16 protein-coding genes are annotated in these 18,724 nt (G+C 68.3%); all 16 read left to right on the plus strand.

The window, feature by feature from the left end:
- Positions 1 to 323: 323 nt before the first annotated feature.
- Positions 324 to 1,364 (plus strand): ABC transporter substrate-binding protein, encoded by a 1,041-nt coding sequence (locus CKO28_RS04555; RefSeq protein ID WP_242480331.1) that lies wholly within the window; start codon positions 324 to 326, stop codon positions 1,362 to 1,364.
- Between the two features lie 197 nt (positions 1,365 to 1,561).
- The gene (locus CKO28_RS04560; protein WP_200339354.1) at positions 1,562 to 2,350 is read left to right on the plus strand and encodes an ABC transporter ATP-binding protein; all 789 of its coding nucleotides are present in this window, start codon (positions 1,562 to 1,564) and stop codon (positions 2,348 to 2,350) included.
- The gene (locus CKO28_RS04565) at positions 2,343 to 3,182 is read left to right on the plus strand and encodes an ABC transporter permease (protein WP_437127612.1); all 840 of its coding nucleotides are present in this window, start codon (positions 2,343 to 2,345) and stop codon (positions 3,180 to 3,182) included. Before CKO28_RS04560 ends, CKO28_RS04565 begins: the two co-directional genes overlap by 8 nt.
- Positions 3,169 to 4,143: an allantoinase PuuE gene (gene puuE / locus CKO28_RS04570; RefSeq protein WP_437127613.1), complete on the plus strand. Its 975-nt coding sequence runs from the start codon at positions 3,169 to 3,171 to the stop codon at positions 4,141 to 4,143. Before CKO28_RS04565 ends, puuE begins: the two co-directional genes overlap by 14 nt.
- On the plus strand, positions 4,140 to 4,646 hold the full coding sequence (locus CKO28_RS04575; RefSeq protein WP_200339355.1) for an ureidoglycolate lyase: 507 nt from the start codon (positions 4,140 to 4,142) through the stop codon (positions 4,644 to 4,646). The genes puuE and CKO28_RS04575 overlap by 4 nt, the downstream gene beginning before the upstream one ends.
- A gap of 271 nt (positions 4,647 to 4,917) precedes the next feature.
- Positions 4,918 to 6,366: an NCS1 family nucleobase:cation symporter-1 gene (locus CKO28_RS04580; protein ID WP_200339356.1), complete on the plus strand. Its 1,449-nt coding sequence runs from the start codon at positions 4,918 to 4,920 to the stop codon at positions 6,364 to 6,366.
- A gap of 201 nt (positions 6,367 to 6,567) precedes the next feature.
- The gene (locus CKO28_RS04585) at positions 6,568 to 7,494 is read left to right on the plus strand and encodes an urease accessory protein UreD (protein ID WP_200339357.1); all 927 of its coding nucleotides are present in this window, start codon (positions 6,568 to 6,570) and stop codon (positions 7,492 to 7,494) included.
- 49 nt (positions 7,495 to 7,543) lie between these two features.
- Positions 7,544 to 7,846 (plus strand): urease subunit gamma, encoded by a 303-nt coding sequence (locus CKO28_RS04590; RefSeq protein WP_200339358.1) that lies wholly within the window; start codon positions 7,544 to 7,546, stop codon positions 7,844 to 7,846.
- 28 nt (positions 7,847 to 7,874) lie between these two features.
- Complete coding sequence (locus tag CKO28_RS04595) at positions 7,875 to 8,180, plus strand: urease subunit beta (protein ID WP_200339359.1); 306 nt, start codon at positions 7,875 to 7,877, stop codon at positions 8,178 to 8,180.
- Positions 8,181 to 8,391: 211 nt separating this feature from the next.
- Entirely contained in the window at positions 8,392 to 10,104 is a 1,713-nt protein-coding gene (gene ureC / locus CKO28_RS04600; RefSeq protein ID WP_200339360.1) for an urease subunit alpha, read from the plus strand.
- A 202-nt stretch (positions 10,105 to 10,306) separates the two neighbouring features.
- Positions 10,307 to 10,810, plus strand: a complete 504-nt coding sequence (locus CKO28_RS04605) for an urease accessory protein UreE (protein WP_200339361.1) — start codon at positions 10,307 to 10,309, stop codon at positions 10,808 to 10,810.
- Positions 10,807 to 11,526: an urease accessory protein UreF gene (locus tag CKO28_RS04610; RefSeq protein ID WP_242480332.1), complete on the plus strand. Its 720-nt coding sequence runs from the start codon at positions 10,807 to 10,809 to the stop codon at positions 11,524 to 11,526. The genes CKO28_RS04605 and CKO28_RS04610 overlap by 4 nt, the downstream gene beginning before the upstream one ends.
- Positions 11,523 to 12,146, plus strand: coding sequence for an urease accessory protein UreG (ureG, locus tag CKO28_RS04615; RefSeq protein ID WP_200339362.1), 624 nt, complete (start codon positions 11,523 to 11,525; stop codon positions 12,144 to 12,146). Before CKO28_RS04610 ends, ureG begins: the two co-directional genes overlap by 4 nt.
- A gap of 537 nt (positions 12,147 to 12,683) precedes the next feature.
- The gene (locus CKO28_RS04620; protein WP_200339363.1) at positions 12,684 to 16,442 is read left to right on the plus strand and encodes a vitamin B12-dependent ribonucleotide reductase; all 3,759 of its coding nucleotides are present in this window, start codon (positions 12,684 to 12,686) and stop codon (positions 16,440 to 16,442) included.
- Positions 16,443 to 16,885: 443 nt separating this feature from the next.
- Positions 16,886 to 18,013, plus strand: coding sequence for an anti-phage 6A-MBL system MBL-fold protein (mblB, locus tag CKO28_RS04625; protein WP_200339364.1), 1,128 nt, complete (start codon positions 16,886 to 16,888; stop codon positions 18,011 to 18,013).
- 13 nt (positions 18,014 to 18,026) lie between these two features.
- On the plus strand, positions 18,027 to 18,692 hold the full coding sequence (locus CKO28_RS04630; protein WP_200339365.1) for a hypothetical protein: 666 nt from the start codon (positions 18,027 to 18,029) through the stop codon (positions 18,690 to 18,692).
- Positions 18,693 to 18,724: the final 32 nt, after the last annotated feature.

Below are 18,724 nucleotides of genomic sequence, written 5' to 3' on the forward strand. Positions count from 1 at the left end.
CACACGCCAGCGCCCCGCGGGGTTCCAGGAAAAGCACACCGGAAAAGGGTATCAGCGGGCGATATCGTCCACAATGTGTCCGAAAAATTGTCGACAATCCGCGAAAGCCGCGGCTACCCTCGCGTTCCGTCGGCGCTCTGGCCCCTTTGGCAAAGGCGCGGCCTTTCGCGCCGACGGCGAACCGGGCTACAACGACCCATCCGGCACACACGCGAAGATAACAGCCGGCTGGACGCAGGGAAGGTCGCGCGCAACCGCAAAGCAGCCGGGCGCGCCGCCAGGGCACGATCACGAGAGGGAGGCGTCGAGGGATGCCGTTTCGTTTGACACAGACCGTCCGGGCGCTGGCGCTTGGGATCGCCGTCGCGCTGGGCGGGATCGCCACGGGCGGTACGCCCGTCCATGCGCAGGATCAGTTGTCGGTCAAGTTCACGCTGGACTGGAAATTCGAGGGGCCGGCCGCGCCGTTCCTGCTGGCCAACCAGCGCGGCTATTTCGAACAGGAAGGCCTGGACGTCACGATCGACTCCGGCAACGGCAGCGCGGGCGCGGTAACCCGCGTGGCCTCGGGCGCGTACGACATCGCCATGGCCGACCTGAACTCGATGGTCGAGTTCAACGCCCAGAACCCGGACAAGGCGATGACGGCGATGTTCATCGTCTACAACGCGCCGCCGTTCGCCATCTTCACGTTGGACTCCAGCGACATCGAGACCGCGCAGGATCTGGAGGGCAAGACCCTCGGCGCGCCGGTGTTCGACGCCCCGCGCAAGCTGTTCCCGGCGTTCGCGCGGGAGATGGGGATCGACCGCTCCAAGGTCAGCTGGCAGTCGATGGACCCGCCGCTGCGCGAGCCCATGCTGGTGCGCGGCGATGTCGACGCGATCTCCGGCTTCTACTTCACCAGCCTGCTCAACCTGCGCGCGCTGGGCGTCGGCCGGGACGATCTGAAGATCTGGCAGTACAGCGACGCGGGCCTCGATCTCTACGGCAACGGCCTGATCGCCTCGCCGGAGATGATGCGGAACCATCCCGACAAGCTGACCGGCTTCCTGCGCGCGGTCGTGCGCGGCTGGGCCGCGGTGATCAAGAACCCGGACGCCGGCATCGCCGCGGTCAAGCAGCGCGATCCGCTGATCGACGCGGCCCTGGAGAAGGACCGCCTGATGATGGCGATCGACAACAACGTGCTGACGCCGGAGGTCGCGCGGAACGGCATGGGCGGGATAAACCGCGAGCGCATGGCCCGGGCGATCGACCAGGTGGCGCTGTCGTTCGGCATCGAAGACGAGCCGAGCGTGGACGCGGTGTTCACGAGCCGGTTCCTGCCGGCCAAGGAAGAACGAATGCTGCCCACGAACTAGTGGCATCCGACTGATTCCCTCCTCCACTGGGAGGAGGGGCTAGGGGAGGAGGGTGCCGCAGGCGTCGGCCGCGCTTACCCCCTCTCCCTAGCCCCGTCCTCCCACGTGGCGGAGCCGGGATTTGATGTGCGCCGCGCGGTACGCCAGACGTGCCCCGGCGCCCTGCATCATCCCGATCCCAGCGAAAGGCCCGGGACTTGTCCGGTTTCATCGAACTCGACCGTGTGCGCCTGCGCTACCAGGAGGGTGACGAACTCGCCCTGGAGCAGACCTCGCTGGAGGTCGCGGAAGGCGAGTTCGTCGCCGTGGTCGGCCCGTCCGGCTGCGGCAAGTCCTCGCTGATGAAGCTGGTGACCGGGCTGCTGCCGCCCAGCGAGGGCAACATCACGGTGGCCGGGCAGGACGTGTCCGGGCCGATCTCGATCGTCGGCATGGCGTTTCAGGCGTCCACCCTTTTGCCCTGGCGCACCACGCTGCAGAACGTGATGCTGCCGCTGGAAATCGTCCAGCCGCACCGCAGCCAACTGCGCAGGCACCGCGCGGCGTACGAGGAGAAGGCCCGCGCGCTGCTGGCAGAAGTCGGGCTCAGCGGGTTCGAGGACAAATACCCCTGGGAACTGTCCGGCGGCATGCAGCAGCGCGCCAACCTGTGCCGTGCGCTGATCCACGAGCCGAAGCTGCTGATGCTGGACGAGCCGTTCGGCGCGCTCGACGCGTTCACCCGCGAGGAGCTGTGGGACACCCTGCAGGCGCTGTGGATGCAGCACGGCTTCACCGTGATCCTGGTGACCCACGACCTGCGCGAGGCGGTCTATCTCGCCGATACGGTCTACGTCATGAGCAAGCGCCCCGGACGGATCCTGGAGCGCCGGCACAACCCGCTTCCGCGCCCGCGCACCCAGGAGACCAGCTTCACCAGCCAGTTCGTCGATCTGGTTCACGAACTGCGCGACAAGATCAAGGACGTGAGGGCGGCCGATGGCTGAGGAGAGCATCACCCGCGACGCCCCCGCGCCGCCGGCCCGCCGGGACGACCGTCCGCTGGTCAAGCGCATGGCGACCCACCGGCGCACCCAGAAGGCGGCGCCTTACCTGTCGACGATCGGGCTGTTCGTGCTGTGGGAAGGCATCGTCCGGCTGTTCGACGTGCCGACCTACATCCTGCCCACGCCCAGCGAGTCCTTTGTCGCGGTCTGGGAATATCGGGACGCGATCTGGATGCACGCCGCCCAGACGCTCTACACCACGCTCGCCGGCTTCGCGATCGCGGTGGTGTTCGGCGTGCTTCTGGGCGCGCTGGTCGGCTCCTCGCGGGCGATCTACGACGCGGTCAATCCGCTGCTGATCGGCTTCAACTCGATCCCCAAGGTGGCGGTCGTGCCGATCCTGGTGATGTGGTTCGGTATCGGGAGTGTGCCGGCGATCCTGACCGCCTTCCTGATCTCCTTCTTCCCGATCGTGGTCAACGTCGCGACCGGTCTGGCGACCCTGGAGCCGGAGCTGCGCGACGTGCTGCGCTCGCTGGGGGCGACGCGCCGCGATATCCTGGTCAAGGTCGGCTTCCCGCGTGCGCTGCCGTACTTCTTCGCCTCGCTGAAGGTGGCGATCACGCTCGCCTTCGTCGGCTCCGTCCTGGCGGAGACGGTCGCCTCCAACCTTGGCGTCGGCTATCTGATGATGTCCGCCAGTTCCAAGTTCAACATGCCGCTCGTGTTCGCCGGGCTGATGGTGATTGCCGCCATGGGCATCGCGATGTACGAGGTCTGCAACCGGATCGAGCGGCGATCGACCAAGTGGGCGCACCGTGGCGATCAGTAACGGCGATTCCTCTTCCGAAGACCCGAAGATCGGTCCGGTCGGGCGCGACTATCCGCGCGACCTGATCGGCTACGCCGGCGATCCGCCGGACCCGAAGTGGCCGGGCGGGGCGCGCATCGCGGTCCAGGTCGTGGTCAACTACGAGGAAGGCGGCGAGCGCTGCCTGCTGCACGGCGACGGCGAGTCCGAGGCATTCCTGTCGGAGATCGTCGGCGCCGCGTCCTGGCCGGGCGCGCGGCACATGAACATGGAATCGCTGTACGAGTACGGCGCGCGCAGCGGTTTCTGGCGGCTGCGCCGGCTGCTCGCGGGCCGCGGCGTCCCGGTGACGGTGTTCGGGGTGGCGAGCGCGCTGGTGCGCAACCCGCAGGCGGTCGCCGCCATGCAGGCCGACGGCTGGGAGATCGCCAGTCACGGCCTGAAGTGGATCGACCACGCCGGCCTGAGCCGGGCGGCGGAGCGCGCGCACATCCGCAAGGCGCTGGCGCTGCACGAGCATGCGACCGGCGAGCGTCCGCAGGGCTGGTACACCGGCCGCACCTCCGCCCACACGACCGAGCTCGTGATGGCGGAGACGGACGTGCTCTATTCCGCCGACAGCTACGCCGACGATCTGCCCTACTGGATTGACGGGCCGAACGGGCCGTTTCTGATGGTGCCCTACACGCTGGACGCCAACGACATGCGCTTCGCTACGCCGCAGGGCTTCAACAGCGGCGACCAATTCGAGCGGTATCTGAAAGACAGCTTCGACACGCTCTACGAAGAGGGGCGGGCGGGCGCGCCCAAGATGCTCTCGATCGGCCTGCACTGCCGTCTCGCCGGCCGGCCCGGCCGGGCGGCCGCGCTCGCCCGTTTCCTCGACCATGCACTGGCGCACGAGGGCGTCTGGTTCGCGCGCCGGATCGATATCGCCCGGCACTGGGCCGAGACCCATCCGCCGGCCGCCCGGCCGGCATGACCCAGTTGACGCCCGAGCCGCTGACGCCCGAACCGCTGACGAGCGGGGCGTTCGCCCCGTTCGGCACCGTGCTGCAGCGCGCGGAGGCCGAGGCCTATCCGATCAACCAGGGCACGACGACGCGCTACAACGCCCTGTCCCACGTCGATCCGGGGCCGGACGGCGAGGTGATCGTCTCGATCTTCGCCGGCACCCGCCGGCCGACGCCGATCGCGGTCCGCATGTTGGAGCGCCATCCGCTGGGCGATCAGGTGTTCTGGCCGCTGTCGGACGCCGACTGGCTGGTCGTGGTCGCGCCGGGCGAGGCGCCGACGGCGGCGGACTGCCGCTGCTTCCGGGCGCGCGGCGACCAGGGCGTGCGCTACGCCGCCAACGTCTGGCACCACCCGCTGCTGACGTTGGAGCCGCGGCAGGACTTCCTGGTCCTCGACCGCCGCGGGCCGGGCGAAAACCTGGAAGAGATCTTCTTCGACGCGGCGCCGGCCACGATCGCCGGCGTCTAGGGCACGATGCTGAAAAGGTGGGCTCACCTTCCGGCTTCGTGCCCGGTTCTCCGGCGTGCAGGAGGCGCGCCCGGGCAACGACAAGAACCGTCAGGCAGACAGGGAGGTGGCGCGTGAAGCCATTCACGGCAGCGAGCTCGAGCAAAATCGATGAAGGTCGAGTCGGTCTTCATCGTGAATTTTGCTCTAACTCCTTGAAAATAGAGCAAGATTCAGCTGAAAGGTGGCTTCACCTTGCAGCATCTTGCTCGTACGGGAGGCTTGGCGACAGATGACCGATTCCGATCTGGAAGTGAGGCAGATCGACCCCTCGCTCTACAACACCGATCTGGCGCCGGTGAAGATGCAGGACCGCTCCTGGGGCTGGTTCGAGATCTTCAACGTCTGGGCCAACGATATTCAGAGCCTGTTCGGCTATACCCTGGCCGCCTCGCTGTTCCTCGCCTACGGGCTGAACGGCTGGCTGGTGTTCGCCGCGATCATCCTGGCCGGCTTCATCGTGATGCTGCTGGTCAACCTGTCCGGCCAGCCGAGCGTGCGCTACGGCATTCCCTACCCGGTGTTTGCCCGCGCCAGCATGGGGGTGCGCGGCGCCAATTTCCCCGCCATGGTCCGCGGGATCGTGGCGATCTTCTGGTACGGCGTGCAGACCTACTTCGCCTCGACGGCGGTCGATCTGCTGATCACCGGGGTGACCGGGATCGAGGGCGGCGCGACCTTCCTCGGCATGACCGCGATCGGCTGGCTGTCGTTCGCCATCGTCTGGTCGTTTCAGCTGTACCTCTTCTGGCAGGGGATCGAGTGGATCCGCCGGTTCCTGAACTGGGCCGGGCCGTTCGTCTACCTGGTCATGATCGCGCTGGCGGTGATCATCGTGGTGCGCGCGGGGGGCGGCCTGTTCGGCGAGTTGGGCAAAATCTTTGCCGCCCAGGAAAGCCCGGAAGGCGGCCAGCTGGGCGCTTTCCTCGCGGTCACCGGCACGATGATCGCCTATTTCGCCGCCGTGGTGATCAACTTCGGCGACTTCTCCCGGTTCGTGCGCAGCGAACGGGAGATGAAGATCGGCAACCTGCTCGGCCTGCCGGTCAACATGGTCGTGTTCTCGCTGCTGGCGCTGGTGATCACCGCCGGGACCGTGGACCTGTTCGGCGAGCAGCTGACCAACCCGACCGAGATCGTCGACCGCGTCGACAGCCTGGTGCTGACGGTGGTGGCGGCGGTGATCTTCTTTACCGCCACCGTGGGCATCAATCTGGTCGCCAACTTCATCCCGCCAGCGTTCGATTTGGCGAACCTGTGGCCCAGCAAGATCAACTTCCGGATCGGCGGACTGATCACCGCGATCGCCGCCTTCTTCATCGGCGGGCTTTGGGTGTCGCTGATCAGCCAGCTGGGGATCACCGGTTTCGTCAACACCCTGGGCGCGGTGCTGGCCCCGGTCTACGGCATCATGGTGCTGGACTACTACCTGATCAAAAGCGGCAAGCTCGATCTCCAGCAGCTGTTCTCCGCGGACGCGGCCGGCGCGTACTTTTACCAGCAGGGCTGGAACAAGCGGGCGATCCTGGCGTGGCTGCCGGCCGCGGCCTTCTCGATCGCGTCCGTCTGGGTGCCCGCGCTCGACGTGCTGTCCGGCTATAGCTGGGTGATCGGCGCGATTCTCGGCGCCGTGCTGTACTACGGCGCGATGCGCGGCCAGCCGCGACCCGCCGTGGCTTAGGTGTAGGCGGCCCCGCGGCTGCCCAACAAGCGGGCAGTTGCGGGGTCGTCGCGCCGATCTCTGCCCAAGGTGTAGGCGCGCGGCAGGCGCCGGTTTCGGCCGAGTCCGCCACCCCGGCGGATTCTGCCCGCTGGCACGGCTCTTGCTGGTCGGGTTCATGGTTAAAGCCGGAACCCCCGGGAAGAGGACCCAAGCCGGCCGATGGATGAGCAGGCCACCGAAGCCGCCGCACCGCCGCCGACCGCCGGCGCCGACGCTGTGCGCGATGCCGCCCGCGCCGGGCCGCGTCCGACGACGGCGCCGCTCGCGCGGTCGATCGGCGGCTGCCGGCTGGCGTTCGACTTGGCGCACGGGGGCACGCGCCTGAAAACCCGCGACCAGCGCGCGCCGGCAAGGCTGCTGACCCCGCGCGACCGGGCGGTCGGGATCGCCGGCGCCACGCTGGTCAACGAGGCCGGCGGGCTCGCCGGCGGCGACCGGCTGGAGCATGCGGTCGAGCTCGGGGCGGGCGCGGCGGCCGTCGTCACCGGCCAGGCGGCGGAGAAGGTCTACCGGTCGACCGGCCCGGCGAGCGTGCTGTCGACGGACCTGCAGGTGGGCGCGGACGGCTGGCTCGAATGGCTGCCGCAGGAGACCATTGTGTTCGACCGCGCGCACCTGAGCCGCCGCACCTCGGCGTCGCTTGCCGCGTCCGGCCGGCTGCTGGCAGGCGAGCTGACCGTGCTGGGCCGCACCGCGCGCGGCGAACGCACCGACCACGGGCGGCTGTTGGAAACCTGGCGCGTGCACCGCGACGGCCGGCTCGCCTGGGCCGACGGGCTGCGGCTCGCGCCGCCCAACACCGCGCTGGACGCGGCCGCGGGGTTCGACGGCTGTCCCGCGCTCGCCACCCTGATCTATGCCGGGCCGGATGCGGGCGACCGGCTGCCGGTCGCGCGGGAAATCCTGGCCGGGCACCGCGGTACGGAGGTGCGCGCGGGCGTGACCCAGGTGGCCGGTCTGCTGCTGGTGCGCGTGCTGGCGCCGACCGGGGCCGCGCTGCGCCGGACGGTGGCCGGCTTCTGGGCCGACTTCCGCGCCGCCGCCGCCGGCCTGCCGGCGCGCGTCCCGGCGGCCTGGCACACCTGACGGGCACAACCCGACGCGCAACAAGATCCAGACGGGAGGCTGAGGGCCGATGCAACTGAGCCCACGCGAGAAGGACAAGCTGATGGTCGCCACCGCGGCCATGGTCGCGCGCCGGCGCCTCGAGCGCGGGGTCAAGCTGAACTACCCCGAGGCGGTCGCGCTGATCACCGACTTCATCATGGAAGGCGCCCGCGACGGCCGCTCGGTCGCCGAGCTGATGCGCGACGGCGGCGAGGTGCTGTCGCGCGACCAGGTGATGGAGGGCGTGCCGGAGATGGTCCCCGACGTGCAGGTCGAGGCGACCTTTCCCGACGGCACCAAGCTGGTGACCGTCCACGATCCGATCCGCTGATCCCCGAGCCGAGAGAGGAAGCGCCGCCATGATCCCGGGTGAAATCGTTTGCGCCGACGGCGAATTGGACCTGAACGCCGGCCGCGAAACCAAGCAGCTGGAGGTCGCCAACACCGGCGACCGGCCGGTCCAGGTGGGCAGCCACTACCACTTCCACGAGGCGAATCCGGCGCTGTCGTTTGACCGCGCGGCCGCCAGGGGCTTCCGGCTCGACATCGCCGCCGGCAGCGCGATGCGCTTCGAACCCGGGCAGAGTCGCACGGTCCCCCTGGTCGCCTACGCCGGCCATCGCCGGGTCGTCGGCTTCCGCGGCGCGGTCGACGGGGATTTGTAGGAGCGAAAGTTCCCCCTCCTCCACTGGGAGAAGGGGGGCAGGGGGAGGTGGTTGCCCCGGATTGCGCGCTTACGACGGCGCCGATTTAAGGCAAGCGAGGAACGGCGAGGGTCTGCAGACCTACCTCTCCCTGTCCCTCTCCTTCCAGTGAAGGAGAGGGGACCCGCCGCAGACAGCCATTGAACGAGGCCGAAAGCGAAGGAACGCAAACATGGCCACCACGATCTCGCGCGATGCCTACGCCGACATGTTCGGCCCCACGATCGGGGACAAGGTCCGGCTCGCCGACACCGAGTTGTTCATCGAGGTCGAGGAGGACCGCACCGTCTACGGCGAGGAGGTCAAGTTCGGCGGCGGCAAGGTGCTGCGCGACGGCATGGGCCAGTCGCAGGCGACCCGCGCCGAGGGGGCGATGGACACGGTCGTTACCAACGCCCTGATCCTGGATCACTGGGGCGTGGTGAAGGCGGACGTCGGCCTGCGCGACGGCCGGATCGCGGCGATCGGCAAGGCCGGCAACCCGAACGTCCAGCCGGGCGTGGACATCGTGGTCGGCCCGGGCACCGAGGTGATCGCGGGCGAGGGCAAGATCCTGACCGCCGGCGGGCTCGACGTGCACATCCACTTCGTCTGCCCGCAGCAGGTCGAGGACGCGGTGGCCAGCGGCCTGACCACCATGATGGGCGGCGGCACCGGCCCGGCCGCCGGCACCAACGCCACCACCTGCACCCCCGGCGGCTGGCACATCGGCCGGATGCTGCAGGCCGCCGAGCGGCTGCCGGTCAACCTCGGCTTCTTCGCCAAGGGCAACTCCTCCCGGCCCGACGCGCTCGCCGAGCAGGTGCGCGCGGGCGCCTGCGCGCTGAAGCTGCACGAGGACTGGGGCTCCACCCCCGCGGCCGTCGACACCTGCCTGTCGGTCGCCGACCAGCTCGACGTGCAGGTGTTGATCCACACCGACACGCTGAACGAGTCCGGCTTCATCGAGGACACGGTGAAGGCGATCCAGGGCCGTACCATCCACGCCTTCCATACCGAGGGTGCCGGCGGCGGCCACGCGCCCGACGTGATCAAGCTGTGCGGCGAGGCGAACGTCCTGCCCAGCTCCACCAACCCCACGCGCCCGTTCACGGTGAACACGGTGGACGAGCATTTGGACATGCTGATGGTCTGCCATCACCTGGACCGCCGCATCCCGGAAGACGTCGCCTTCGCCGAAAGCCGGATCCGCAAGGAGACGATCGCCGCCGAGGACATCCTGCACGACCTGGGTGCCTTTTCGATCATGGCGTCCGACGCGCAGGCGATGGGCCGGGTCGGGGAGGTGATCTCCCGGACCTGGCAGACCGCCGACAAGATGAAGCGCCAGCGCGGCGCCCTGCCGGAGGAGCGCGGCGACAACGACAACCTGCGCGCCCGCCGCTACCTCGCGAAATACACCATCAACCCCGCGATCGCGCAGGGCGTGTCGCAGTACGTCGGCTCGATCGAGCAGGGCAAGCTGGCCGACCTGGTGCTCTGGGACCCGGCGTTCTTCGGCGTGAAGCCGGCGATGGTGATCAAGTCCGGCGCGATCCTGTCGGTGCCGATGGGCGATCCCAACGCCTCCATTCCCACGCCGCAGCCGGTGCACTACCGCACGATGTTCGCCGGCTACGGCCGGGCGATGACGCAGAGCGCGGTCACCTTCGTCTCCGGCGCCGCACTCGACACCGGCGATCCCGCGGGCGAACTGGGCCTGGCGCGCCAGCTGCTGCCGGTCGCCAACACCCGCCGCCTGAGCAAGGCGGACATGGTGCTGAACGACAAGACGCCGGACATGCAGGTCGACCCGGAAACCTACGAGGTCCGCGCCGACGGCGAGCTGCTGACCTGCGAACCCGCCGCCGAGCTCGGCCTGGCGCAGCGCTATTTCCTGTTCTGATAAGGGATTGGGCGATGGTGTTGAGGTCTCGCGCAAGCGCCCCGTCGGGCCAACTGGTTCCCCTCCTCCAGTGGGAGGAGGGGCGAGGGGAGGAGGGTGCCCCGGTGTCAGCGGTGCGGCTACCTCCTCTCCCTAGCCCTCTCCTCCCAGTGGAGGAGAGGGGATCAGTTGCGGCCCCCGTGGAAAGCCAAGGAGCCACCCCATGACCGGCGATCTGCCGCGCGCGTCGCGGGTCGCCGCGCCGGGACAGTGGCCGGCGGGCGACGCGGTCGCGACGCTGACGCTGGCCTACGTTGACCGCCATCTGCGCCGGCGTCGGCTGAGCACGGATGACGGGACCCGCCTGCTGCTCGACCTGCCGCGGCCGAGGCTACTGCACGACGGCGAAGGGCTGGATCTGGGCGACGGCCGCTGGGTCGGCGTGCGCGCCGCGGCCGAACCGGTGGTCGAGGCGCGGGCGAGGGACCCCCGGGAGCTGGCCCGGCTGGCCTGGCACGTCGGCAACCGGCACACCGCCTGCCAGATCCTCGACACCGCGATCCGGGTGCTGGACGATCCGGTGCTGGCCGACATGCTGGCCGGCCTCGGGGCGGAGGTGGTGCGCACCGAGGCGCCGTTCGCGCCGGAGCCCGGCGCCTATTCGAGTGGCCACGGCCGGACGCACGACGTCGACACGCTTGCCGACGGGCCGGAAGCGGCGCCATGATGCCGGATACGCCCACGCCACCCGCGCCCGCGCCGCTAGGCCCGGGCGCGCTCTTGCGCCTGAACGCGTGGCTGTCGCCCTCCTACCCGGTGGGCGCCTACAGCTTCTCCCACGGGCTCGAGGCAGCCGGCGGGGCAGGGCTGCTGGAAACCGCCGGGGCGCTGCAGTCGTGGCTGGAACGGTTGCTGCTGGACGGTGCCGGGGTCAGCGACGGTGCGTTTCTGGCGCACGCCCATACCGCGGTGGTGGACGGCGATGACGCGGCGCTGCGCGCGGTACACGACCTCGCGCTGGCGTTCCAGCCGTCGGCGGAGCTGGCGCTGGAGACGCAGGCGCAGGGCCGAGCCTTCCTGCGCCAGACCCGCTCCGCCTGGCCGTGCGCCGCGCTCGACCGGCTCGCCGCGATGACCGACGGGCCGGTCGCCTATCCGGTCGCGGTCGGCGCCGCGGCGGCAGGGCACGGCGTGCCGCTGGACGCCGCGCTGCCCGCCTATCTGGGCGCGTTCGCCGGCAACCTGGTCTCGGCCGCGCTGCGGGTCCTGCCGATCGGCCAGAACGCCGGGCAGACCGTGCTGGCGCGGTTGACCCCCAGCATCGAGGCCGCCGCGGCCGCCGCCCGCGCGACCCCGCTCGACGCGGTCGCCACCGCGGTACCGCACGCCGAGATCCTGTCGATCGCTCACGAAACCCAGTACACGAGGTTGTTCCGCTCATGACCGCGTCTCACGGCCCCTTACGCATCGGCATTGGCGGCCCGGTCGGCTCCGGCAAGACGGCACTGGTGGAAGCGCTGTGCCGGACGCTGCAGCCGACCTACCAGCTCGCCGTGGTGACCAACGACATCTACACCCAGGAGGACGCACAGTTCCTGATGCGCTCCGGCGTGCTCGACCAAACCCGGGTGCGCGGCGTGGAGACCGGCGGCTGTCCGCACACCGCGATCCGGGAGGATGCCTCGATCAACCTGGCGGCGATCGAGGACCTGAACGCCGCGTTTCCGGACCTGGACCTGCTGCTGATCGAAAGCGGCGGCGACAATCTGGCCGCCACCTTTTCCCCGGAGCTCGCCGACCTGACGCTCTACGTCATCGACGTCTCGGCCGGCGACAAGATCCCGCGCAAGGGCGGGCCGGGGATCACCCGCTCCGATCTTTTGATCATCAACAAGATCGATCTCGCCCCGATGGTCGGCGCCGACCTCGACGTGATGGACCGCGACGCCCGCAAGATGCGCGCCGAGCGCCCGTTCGTGTTCACCGATCTCAAGGCCGGACAGAACCTGGACACGGTCGCCCACTTTCTGATCAGCGAGGGCGGCCTGCAGGTCTCGGCGTAGGTCTCGGAGGGCACCGGTTCGATTCCCCTCCTCCAGTGGGAGGAGGGGCGAGGGGAGGCGGGGCCACGTGCATCGACGCCGCGGGCAACCTCCTCTCCCTTACCCTCTCCTCCCACTGGAGGAGAGGGGATGAGTGGTTCCGCGCCCGACAATAAACTTTCGCCGACTCCGTGCCGGCCCCGCCGCGCGACTCGCGGGGGCGTGTTAGCCCTTCCCATGGTCGCCCGACCGGTTTATCGGCCGCGCCCTGCGGTTATCCCCCGGGCCATCCACCGAGCTGTGCACAGGCCGGGGATTTCTATCCGCGTCTTCCCCAGGACTCACAGGCGCGCGCTACTTGATATAGCCCGGTTCGGGGCGTTCAATACCAAATCTAGGAACTTTCCTGTTGCCACCCGCCCGGGTCTGGGATCACTATCTTGTGGCCAAGGGGGCGGGAAACACCAGAGCTAGCCCCGCAATTGGGCAGCACGCCGCGGTCCGGCGCCATCCCGGGCCGAACGCGCCAGACACGAACGCACTAAGGGGGAATCCAGGATGCGGATCCAGCGCCGCTTCACCGAGGCCGGACAGGATGTCTACGAGTCGATCGGTTTCCGCGAGACGTCGAGCGAGATTCGGAACCCGGACGGGTCGGTCGTCTTCCAGGCCGAGCGCGTCGAGGTGCCGCAGGACTGGAGCCAGGTCGCGAGCGACATCCTGGCACAGAAGTATTTCCGCAAAGCCGGCGTGCCGGCGGCCACCAAGCCGGTCGAAGAGAATTCGGTGCCGTCCTGGCTGTGGCGCCGCGTGCCGGACGAGCAGGCGCTGGAATCCGTCCCGGCCGAGCAGCGCTATGGCGCGGAGACGAGCGCGCGCCAAGTGTTCGACCGGCTGGCCGGCACCTGGACCTACTGGGGCTGGAAGGGCGGCTATTTCGACGGCGAGGAAGACGCCCGCGCGTTCTTCGACGAGATGCGGTTCATGCTGGCGTGCCAGATGTCCGCGCCGAACAGCCCGCAATGGTTCAACACCGGCCTGCACTGGGCCTACGGCATCGACGGGCCGAGCCAGGGCCACTACTACGTCGACTACGAGACCGGCCAGGTGAAACCGTCCGACAGCGCCTACGAGCGCCCGCAGCCGCACGCCTGCTTCATCCAGTCGGTCAACGACGACCTGGTGAACGAGAACGGCATCATGGACCTGTGGGTCCGTGAGGCGCGGCTGTTCAAGTACGGCTCCGGCACCGGCACCAACTTCTCCAAGCTGCGCGGCTCCGGCGAGCGGCTGGCCGGCGGCGGCAAGTCGTCGGGCCTGATGTCGTTCCTGAAGATCGGCGACCGCGCGGCCGGCGCGATCAAGTCCGGCGGCACCACCCGCCGGGCGGCCAAGATGGTCACGGTCGACATCGACCATCCGGACATCGAGGAATACATCGACTGGAAGGTCGTCGAGGAGCAGAAGGTCGCCGCGCTGGTCGCGGGCTCCAAGGCCGCGCGCAAGCACATGTCCGAGGTCATGGAGGCGATCAACGTCGCCCGCGAGGACGGCGAGGCCGCGTTCGACCCCAAGCGCAACCCGGACCTGAAGCAGGCGATCAAGGCCGCCCGCAAGGCGCACGTGCCGGAGAACTACGTCCAGCGCGTGATCCAGTTCGCGCGCCAGGGCTACACCCAGATCGCGTTCAAGACCTACGACACCGACTGGGACAGCGAGGCCTACCTGACGGTCTCCGGCCAGAACTCCAACAACTCGGTCCGCCTGACCAACGCGTTCCTCGAGGCGGTGGAGAACGACGACGACTGGCACCTGACCAACCGGGTCGACGGCTCCGTCGTGAAGACCGTCAAGGCGCGCGAGCTGTGGGAGAAGATCGGCTACAGCGCTTGGGCCTGCGCCGATCCGGGGCTGCAGTACGACAGCACGATCAACGAGTGGCACACCTGCCCGAACTCCGGGCGGATCAACGCCTCCAACCCGTGCTCGGAGTACATGTTCCTGGACGACACGGCGTGCAACCTGGCCTCGCTCAACCTGATGCAGTTCCGCCACGCCGATGGCGCGTTCGACGTGGACAGCTACGAGCATGCCGTGCGGCTGTGGACCATGGTGCTCGAGATCTCGGTGCTGATGGCGCAGTTCCCCTCCGAGGAGATCGCGCGCCTGTCCTACGAGTACCGCACGCTGGGGCTCGGCTACGCCAACCTGGGCGGCCTGCTGATGGCGAACGGCCTGTCCTACGACAGCGACGAGGGCCGGGCCTTCGCCGGCGCGTTGTCGGCGGTGATGACCGGCGTCGCCTACAAGACCAGTGCCGAGATGGCGGGCGAGCTGGGCGCGTTCCCGGGTTATGCGACGAACCGCGAGCCGATGCTGCGGGTGATGCGCAACCATCGCCGCGCCGCGCATGGCGAGACCCAGGGCTACGAGGGCCTGTCGATGGCCCCGGTGGCGCTCGACATCGCCAACGTGCCCAGCGCCGATCTGGCCGAGGCCGCCAAGCGCGCCTGGGACGACGCGGTGCAGCTGGGCGAGCAGCACGGCTACCGCAACGCCCAGGCGACCGTGGTCGCCCCGACCGGCACGATCGGCCTGGTGATGGACTGCGACACCACCGGCATCGAGCCCGACTTCGCGCTGGTGAAGTTCAAGAAGCTGGCCGGCGGCGGCTACTTCAAGATCATCAACCGAACGGTGCCGGAAGCGCTGCAGACGCTGGGCTACGACGACGGCCAGGTCGAGGACATCATCCGCTACGCGGTCGGCCACGGCACCCTGCAGGACGCCCCCTACGTCAACCACGAGAGCCTGAAGAAGCTGGGCTTCACCCAGGCCGCGCTGGAGGCGGTGGAGAGCGCGCTCGCGAGCGCGTTCGACATCAAGTTCGCGTTCAACAAGTGGACCCTGGGCGAGGAGTTCTGCACGCGCGTGCTGGGCTTCGAGCAGGCGCAGCTGAACGACTTCAGCTTCGACATGCTGCAAGCCCTCGGCTTCACCAAGGCCCAGGTCGACGCCGCCAACACCTACTGCTGCGGGGCGATGACCCTGGAGGGCGCGCCGCACCTCAAGGTCAGCCACTATCCGGTGTTCGACTGCGCCAACCCGTGCGGCCGGAAAGGCACCCGCGCGCTTTCGGTCGATAGCCACATCAAGATGATGGCGGCGGCCCAGCCGTTCATCTCCGGCGCGATCTCCAAGACCATCAACATGCCCCACAAGGCCGGCGTGGAGGACTGCAAGGACGCCTACATGCTGTCCTGGCGCCTGGGGCTGAAGGCGAACGCGCTGTACCGCGACGGCTCCAAGCTGTCGCAGCCGCTGTCCAGCGTGATGGCGGACACCGACCTGGACGAAGTCGACGACGCGGTCGAGGAGATCGCCGAGGCGCCGAGCGCGCAGAGGGCCGAGCAGGTCGCCGAGCGGGTGGTCGAGCGGATCGTCGAGAAGCGCGCCCAGCGCGAGCGGCTGCCCGACCGGCGCAAGGGCTACATCCAGAAGGCGGTGGTCGGCGGCCACAAGCTCTACCTGCACACCGGCGAGTACGACGACGGCAGCCTGGGCGAGGTGTTCATCGACATGCACAAGGAGGGCGCCGCCTTCCGCTCGCTGATGAACAACTTCGCGATCGCGATCTCGATCGGCCTGCAGTACGGCGTCCCGCTGGAGGAGTACGTCGACGCCTACACCTTCACCCGCTTCGAGCCGGCGGGCGGCGTCCAGGGCAACGACCGGATCAAGTTCGCCACCTCGCTGCTCGACTACATCTTCCGCGAGCTCGCGGTCAGCTACCTGGGCCGCGACGACCTGGCCCATGTCGGCGGCGACCAGACCGCCCCGGACGAGCTCGGCGAGGGCGAGGCGGAGAGCCAGCGCGCCCAGGTGGCGGAGACGGTCCGCCGCTACGCGTCCACGGGCTACGTCCGCTCCTCGCTGCTGGTCTACGACGGCGGCCGGGGCGCCGCCCAGGCGACCGGCACCGACGGGCCGGTGGCCCGCGGGGCCGACGGCGGCGGATCGGCCGGGCCGGGCGGCCAGGCCGCCACGGCCTACGCCGCCACCCGCGAGACCGTGACCGCCAGCACCGAGACGCTCACCACCGCCCGCGGTTCCGGCGGGGCCGGCGGCGCGGCCGGCGCCGCGCTCGCCGAGGAGCCGGTGCGCGAGCAGGACGAAAAGCAGCGCGAACGCGCCATGCAGGCCCGCCTGAAGGGCTACGAGGGCGACGCCTGCGGCGCCTGCGGCAACTTCACCCTGGTGCGCAACGGCACCTGCATGAAGTGCGACACCTGCGGGAGCACAAGCGGGTGTAGCTGACCGCCGCCTTACGGGGCTTTCTGAAACGGCGCAAGGTCTGTCCGCAACGGCGCGAGGTTTGTCCTCAAGCGGCGTTGCGGACTGCCTCACTTCACAAACGGGGTGAGGGGTATCCGCAGCGGCGTCGCTGCTTGTCTCATTTTGTCACTCTAGCCGCCCTGAGGTCTCCGGCAGTGAGTAAGGGCATGGGGCTGAGGCTGAGCCGGTCGCTCGAGTGAACCTGACGAACCAAGGCAGAGGAAAATTGACCACTATGGGTCGTGATTGGCGCATCAGGGAGTAAGGACATGATCGCCGCTGGCAACGACCGTTCTCCCCAAGGGACCGCGAGCACTAGGACTCGGGCCGCCTTGAATGTCTGGGAAGATTATTTTTCTGTCAGAGGCCTACCTCGCGCCGAATGCGCTTGGCATCGTGCAGTTGCAAAAGCGGAGTACGGTTGAATGGCTTACATGACGTTTTTTCCGCTCGGTAACGCCGATAGCACTCTTATCAGGCTAGCCGATGATCAGCTCGTCCTCTTCGACTTCGCAGATACGCGCGATCCCAAAGACGCTCTCGATCGTCGTTGCGACTTGCGGCATGAACTCCGCAAGGAGATGAACTTCGCGAGGAAAGAAGACTTTTCAGTGGTCTGCTTCACACACCTCGACGACGACCATGTGTGCGGCGCGCAGGACTTCTTCTGGTTCGATCATGCGGAGAAATACCAAGGCCCCGGTCGAGCCAAGATTGCCGAACTCTGGGTTCCTGCCGCAGCCATTACCGAGGAAGGCATCGACGGGGACGCCAGGGTTATCCGTCAAGAAGCACGACATCGCCTCAAACGTGGTTCTGGCGTCAAGGTGTTCTCGCACCCGGAGGCCCTTCGTTCGTTTCTTGCGGAGAACGGTATCCGGCTCCAGGACCGCATGGACTGCATTGTGGACGCCGGTCGCCTCGTGCCCGGGTTCAGCAAACTCGGTCCGGAAAGGGCCGAGTTCTTCGTTCACAGCCCTTTCGCTTGGCGAAGCGACGAGCGGGGCCTGGAGGACCGCAACCAGGACTCGATCGTCGTTCAAGCGACCTTCTCCGAACAGAGTTCAGAGACTTGCGTCCTCCTAGGGGCGGACGCGGATCACGAAACTCTGACCCAGATCGTGAAGACGACGAAGCGGCACGGCAACGAGAATCGCCTCGAATGGGACGTGCTCAAGCTCTTCCATCACTGCTCATATCTATCGCTGGGCCCCGACCGGGGCATCGAGCGCACGCAGCCTGTCGAAGAGGTGGATTGGCTGATGGGGGAGCAGGCCCGAGACGGCTGCATCGTCATCTCTCCGAGCAAGGACATCCCAGCCAAGGGAACCGTAGAGGACCGGGACTCGCAGCCTCCCCATCGACAAGCCGCCAACTACTATAAGTGGATTGTGGGCGAGCGGGACGGCGAGTTCCGCGTCACCATGGAGACACCCAACAAAGCGAGGCCGAAGCCCTTCCGAGTGGATATCACGGCTATGGGGGCCGCAGTAGCGCTCGTCGCAACGACATCCATCGGGACCGCCACTAGCACGCCCGCCAGGGCCGGATGACATGCATAGATGGGTGGCGGAGAACGGCGAGGAGATTGGGCAAAAAGAACTGTCCTTGCCCCTCTCACGCAAGGTCTTATCGTATCTCGACGGCACGTCGGACGGCGTCGCCACCTTTCTCGGTGCCTACCGACTGCCGGACCTAAACGCCGAATTGCTGGTGCTCGAGGTCGAAACATCGCGGCCACAGCGTCCAGCCTACCCAATTCATCGAAGCGAAATGGTCGGCGTCGTGACGGTGGCCGATGGCCCCCCGGCCACTCTTGCTCTGCGGGAAGATTTCCCCGACACCGTGCACCAGAACTGGATGCCCGAGGGATTGCCAAGATCCCTCTGCGTCGACGACCGCCCATGGGCGGAGGCCAAGGCGACGTTCACCGGCGGCGAGTTGATCGAGCGCATCGCGACGTGGTTCAGGAAGGCGGGGCGCGGTGAATTGCACGACGCGTCACAACCGATCGATCCACTGTTCGTGGGGACCATCGCCAACATCGTCGTTCCCGCTTCGGTTTGGGACGCCGAGGGCGGGACTCGAAGCGACCTTTTCGCCTTCGCCAAGAGCTGTTCTGCGACAACAACGGTGGCCGGTCCCGTTGCCTCACCGAGGAATCTTACCGGAGGGTGGTTGTCGCTCAGCCCTCGATTTCCGCCCGGTGTAGCCGTGCGGTCCCCATCCTGAGTCGAACAGCTCCGGCCGCGACGCGCCAAGGA

It is taken from the genome of Rhodovibrio sodomensis (assembly GCF_016583645.1).
Taxonomy (GTDB): domain Bacteria; phylum Pseudomonadota; class Alphaproteobacteria; order Kiloniellales; family Rhodovibrionaceae; genus Rhodovibrio; species Rhodovibrio sodomensis.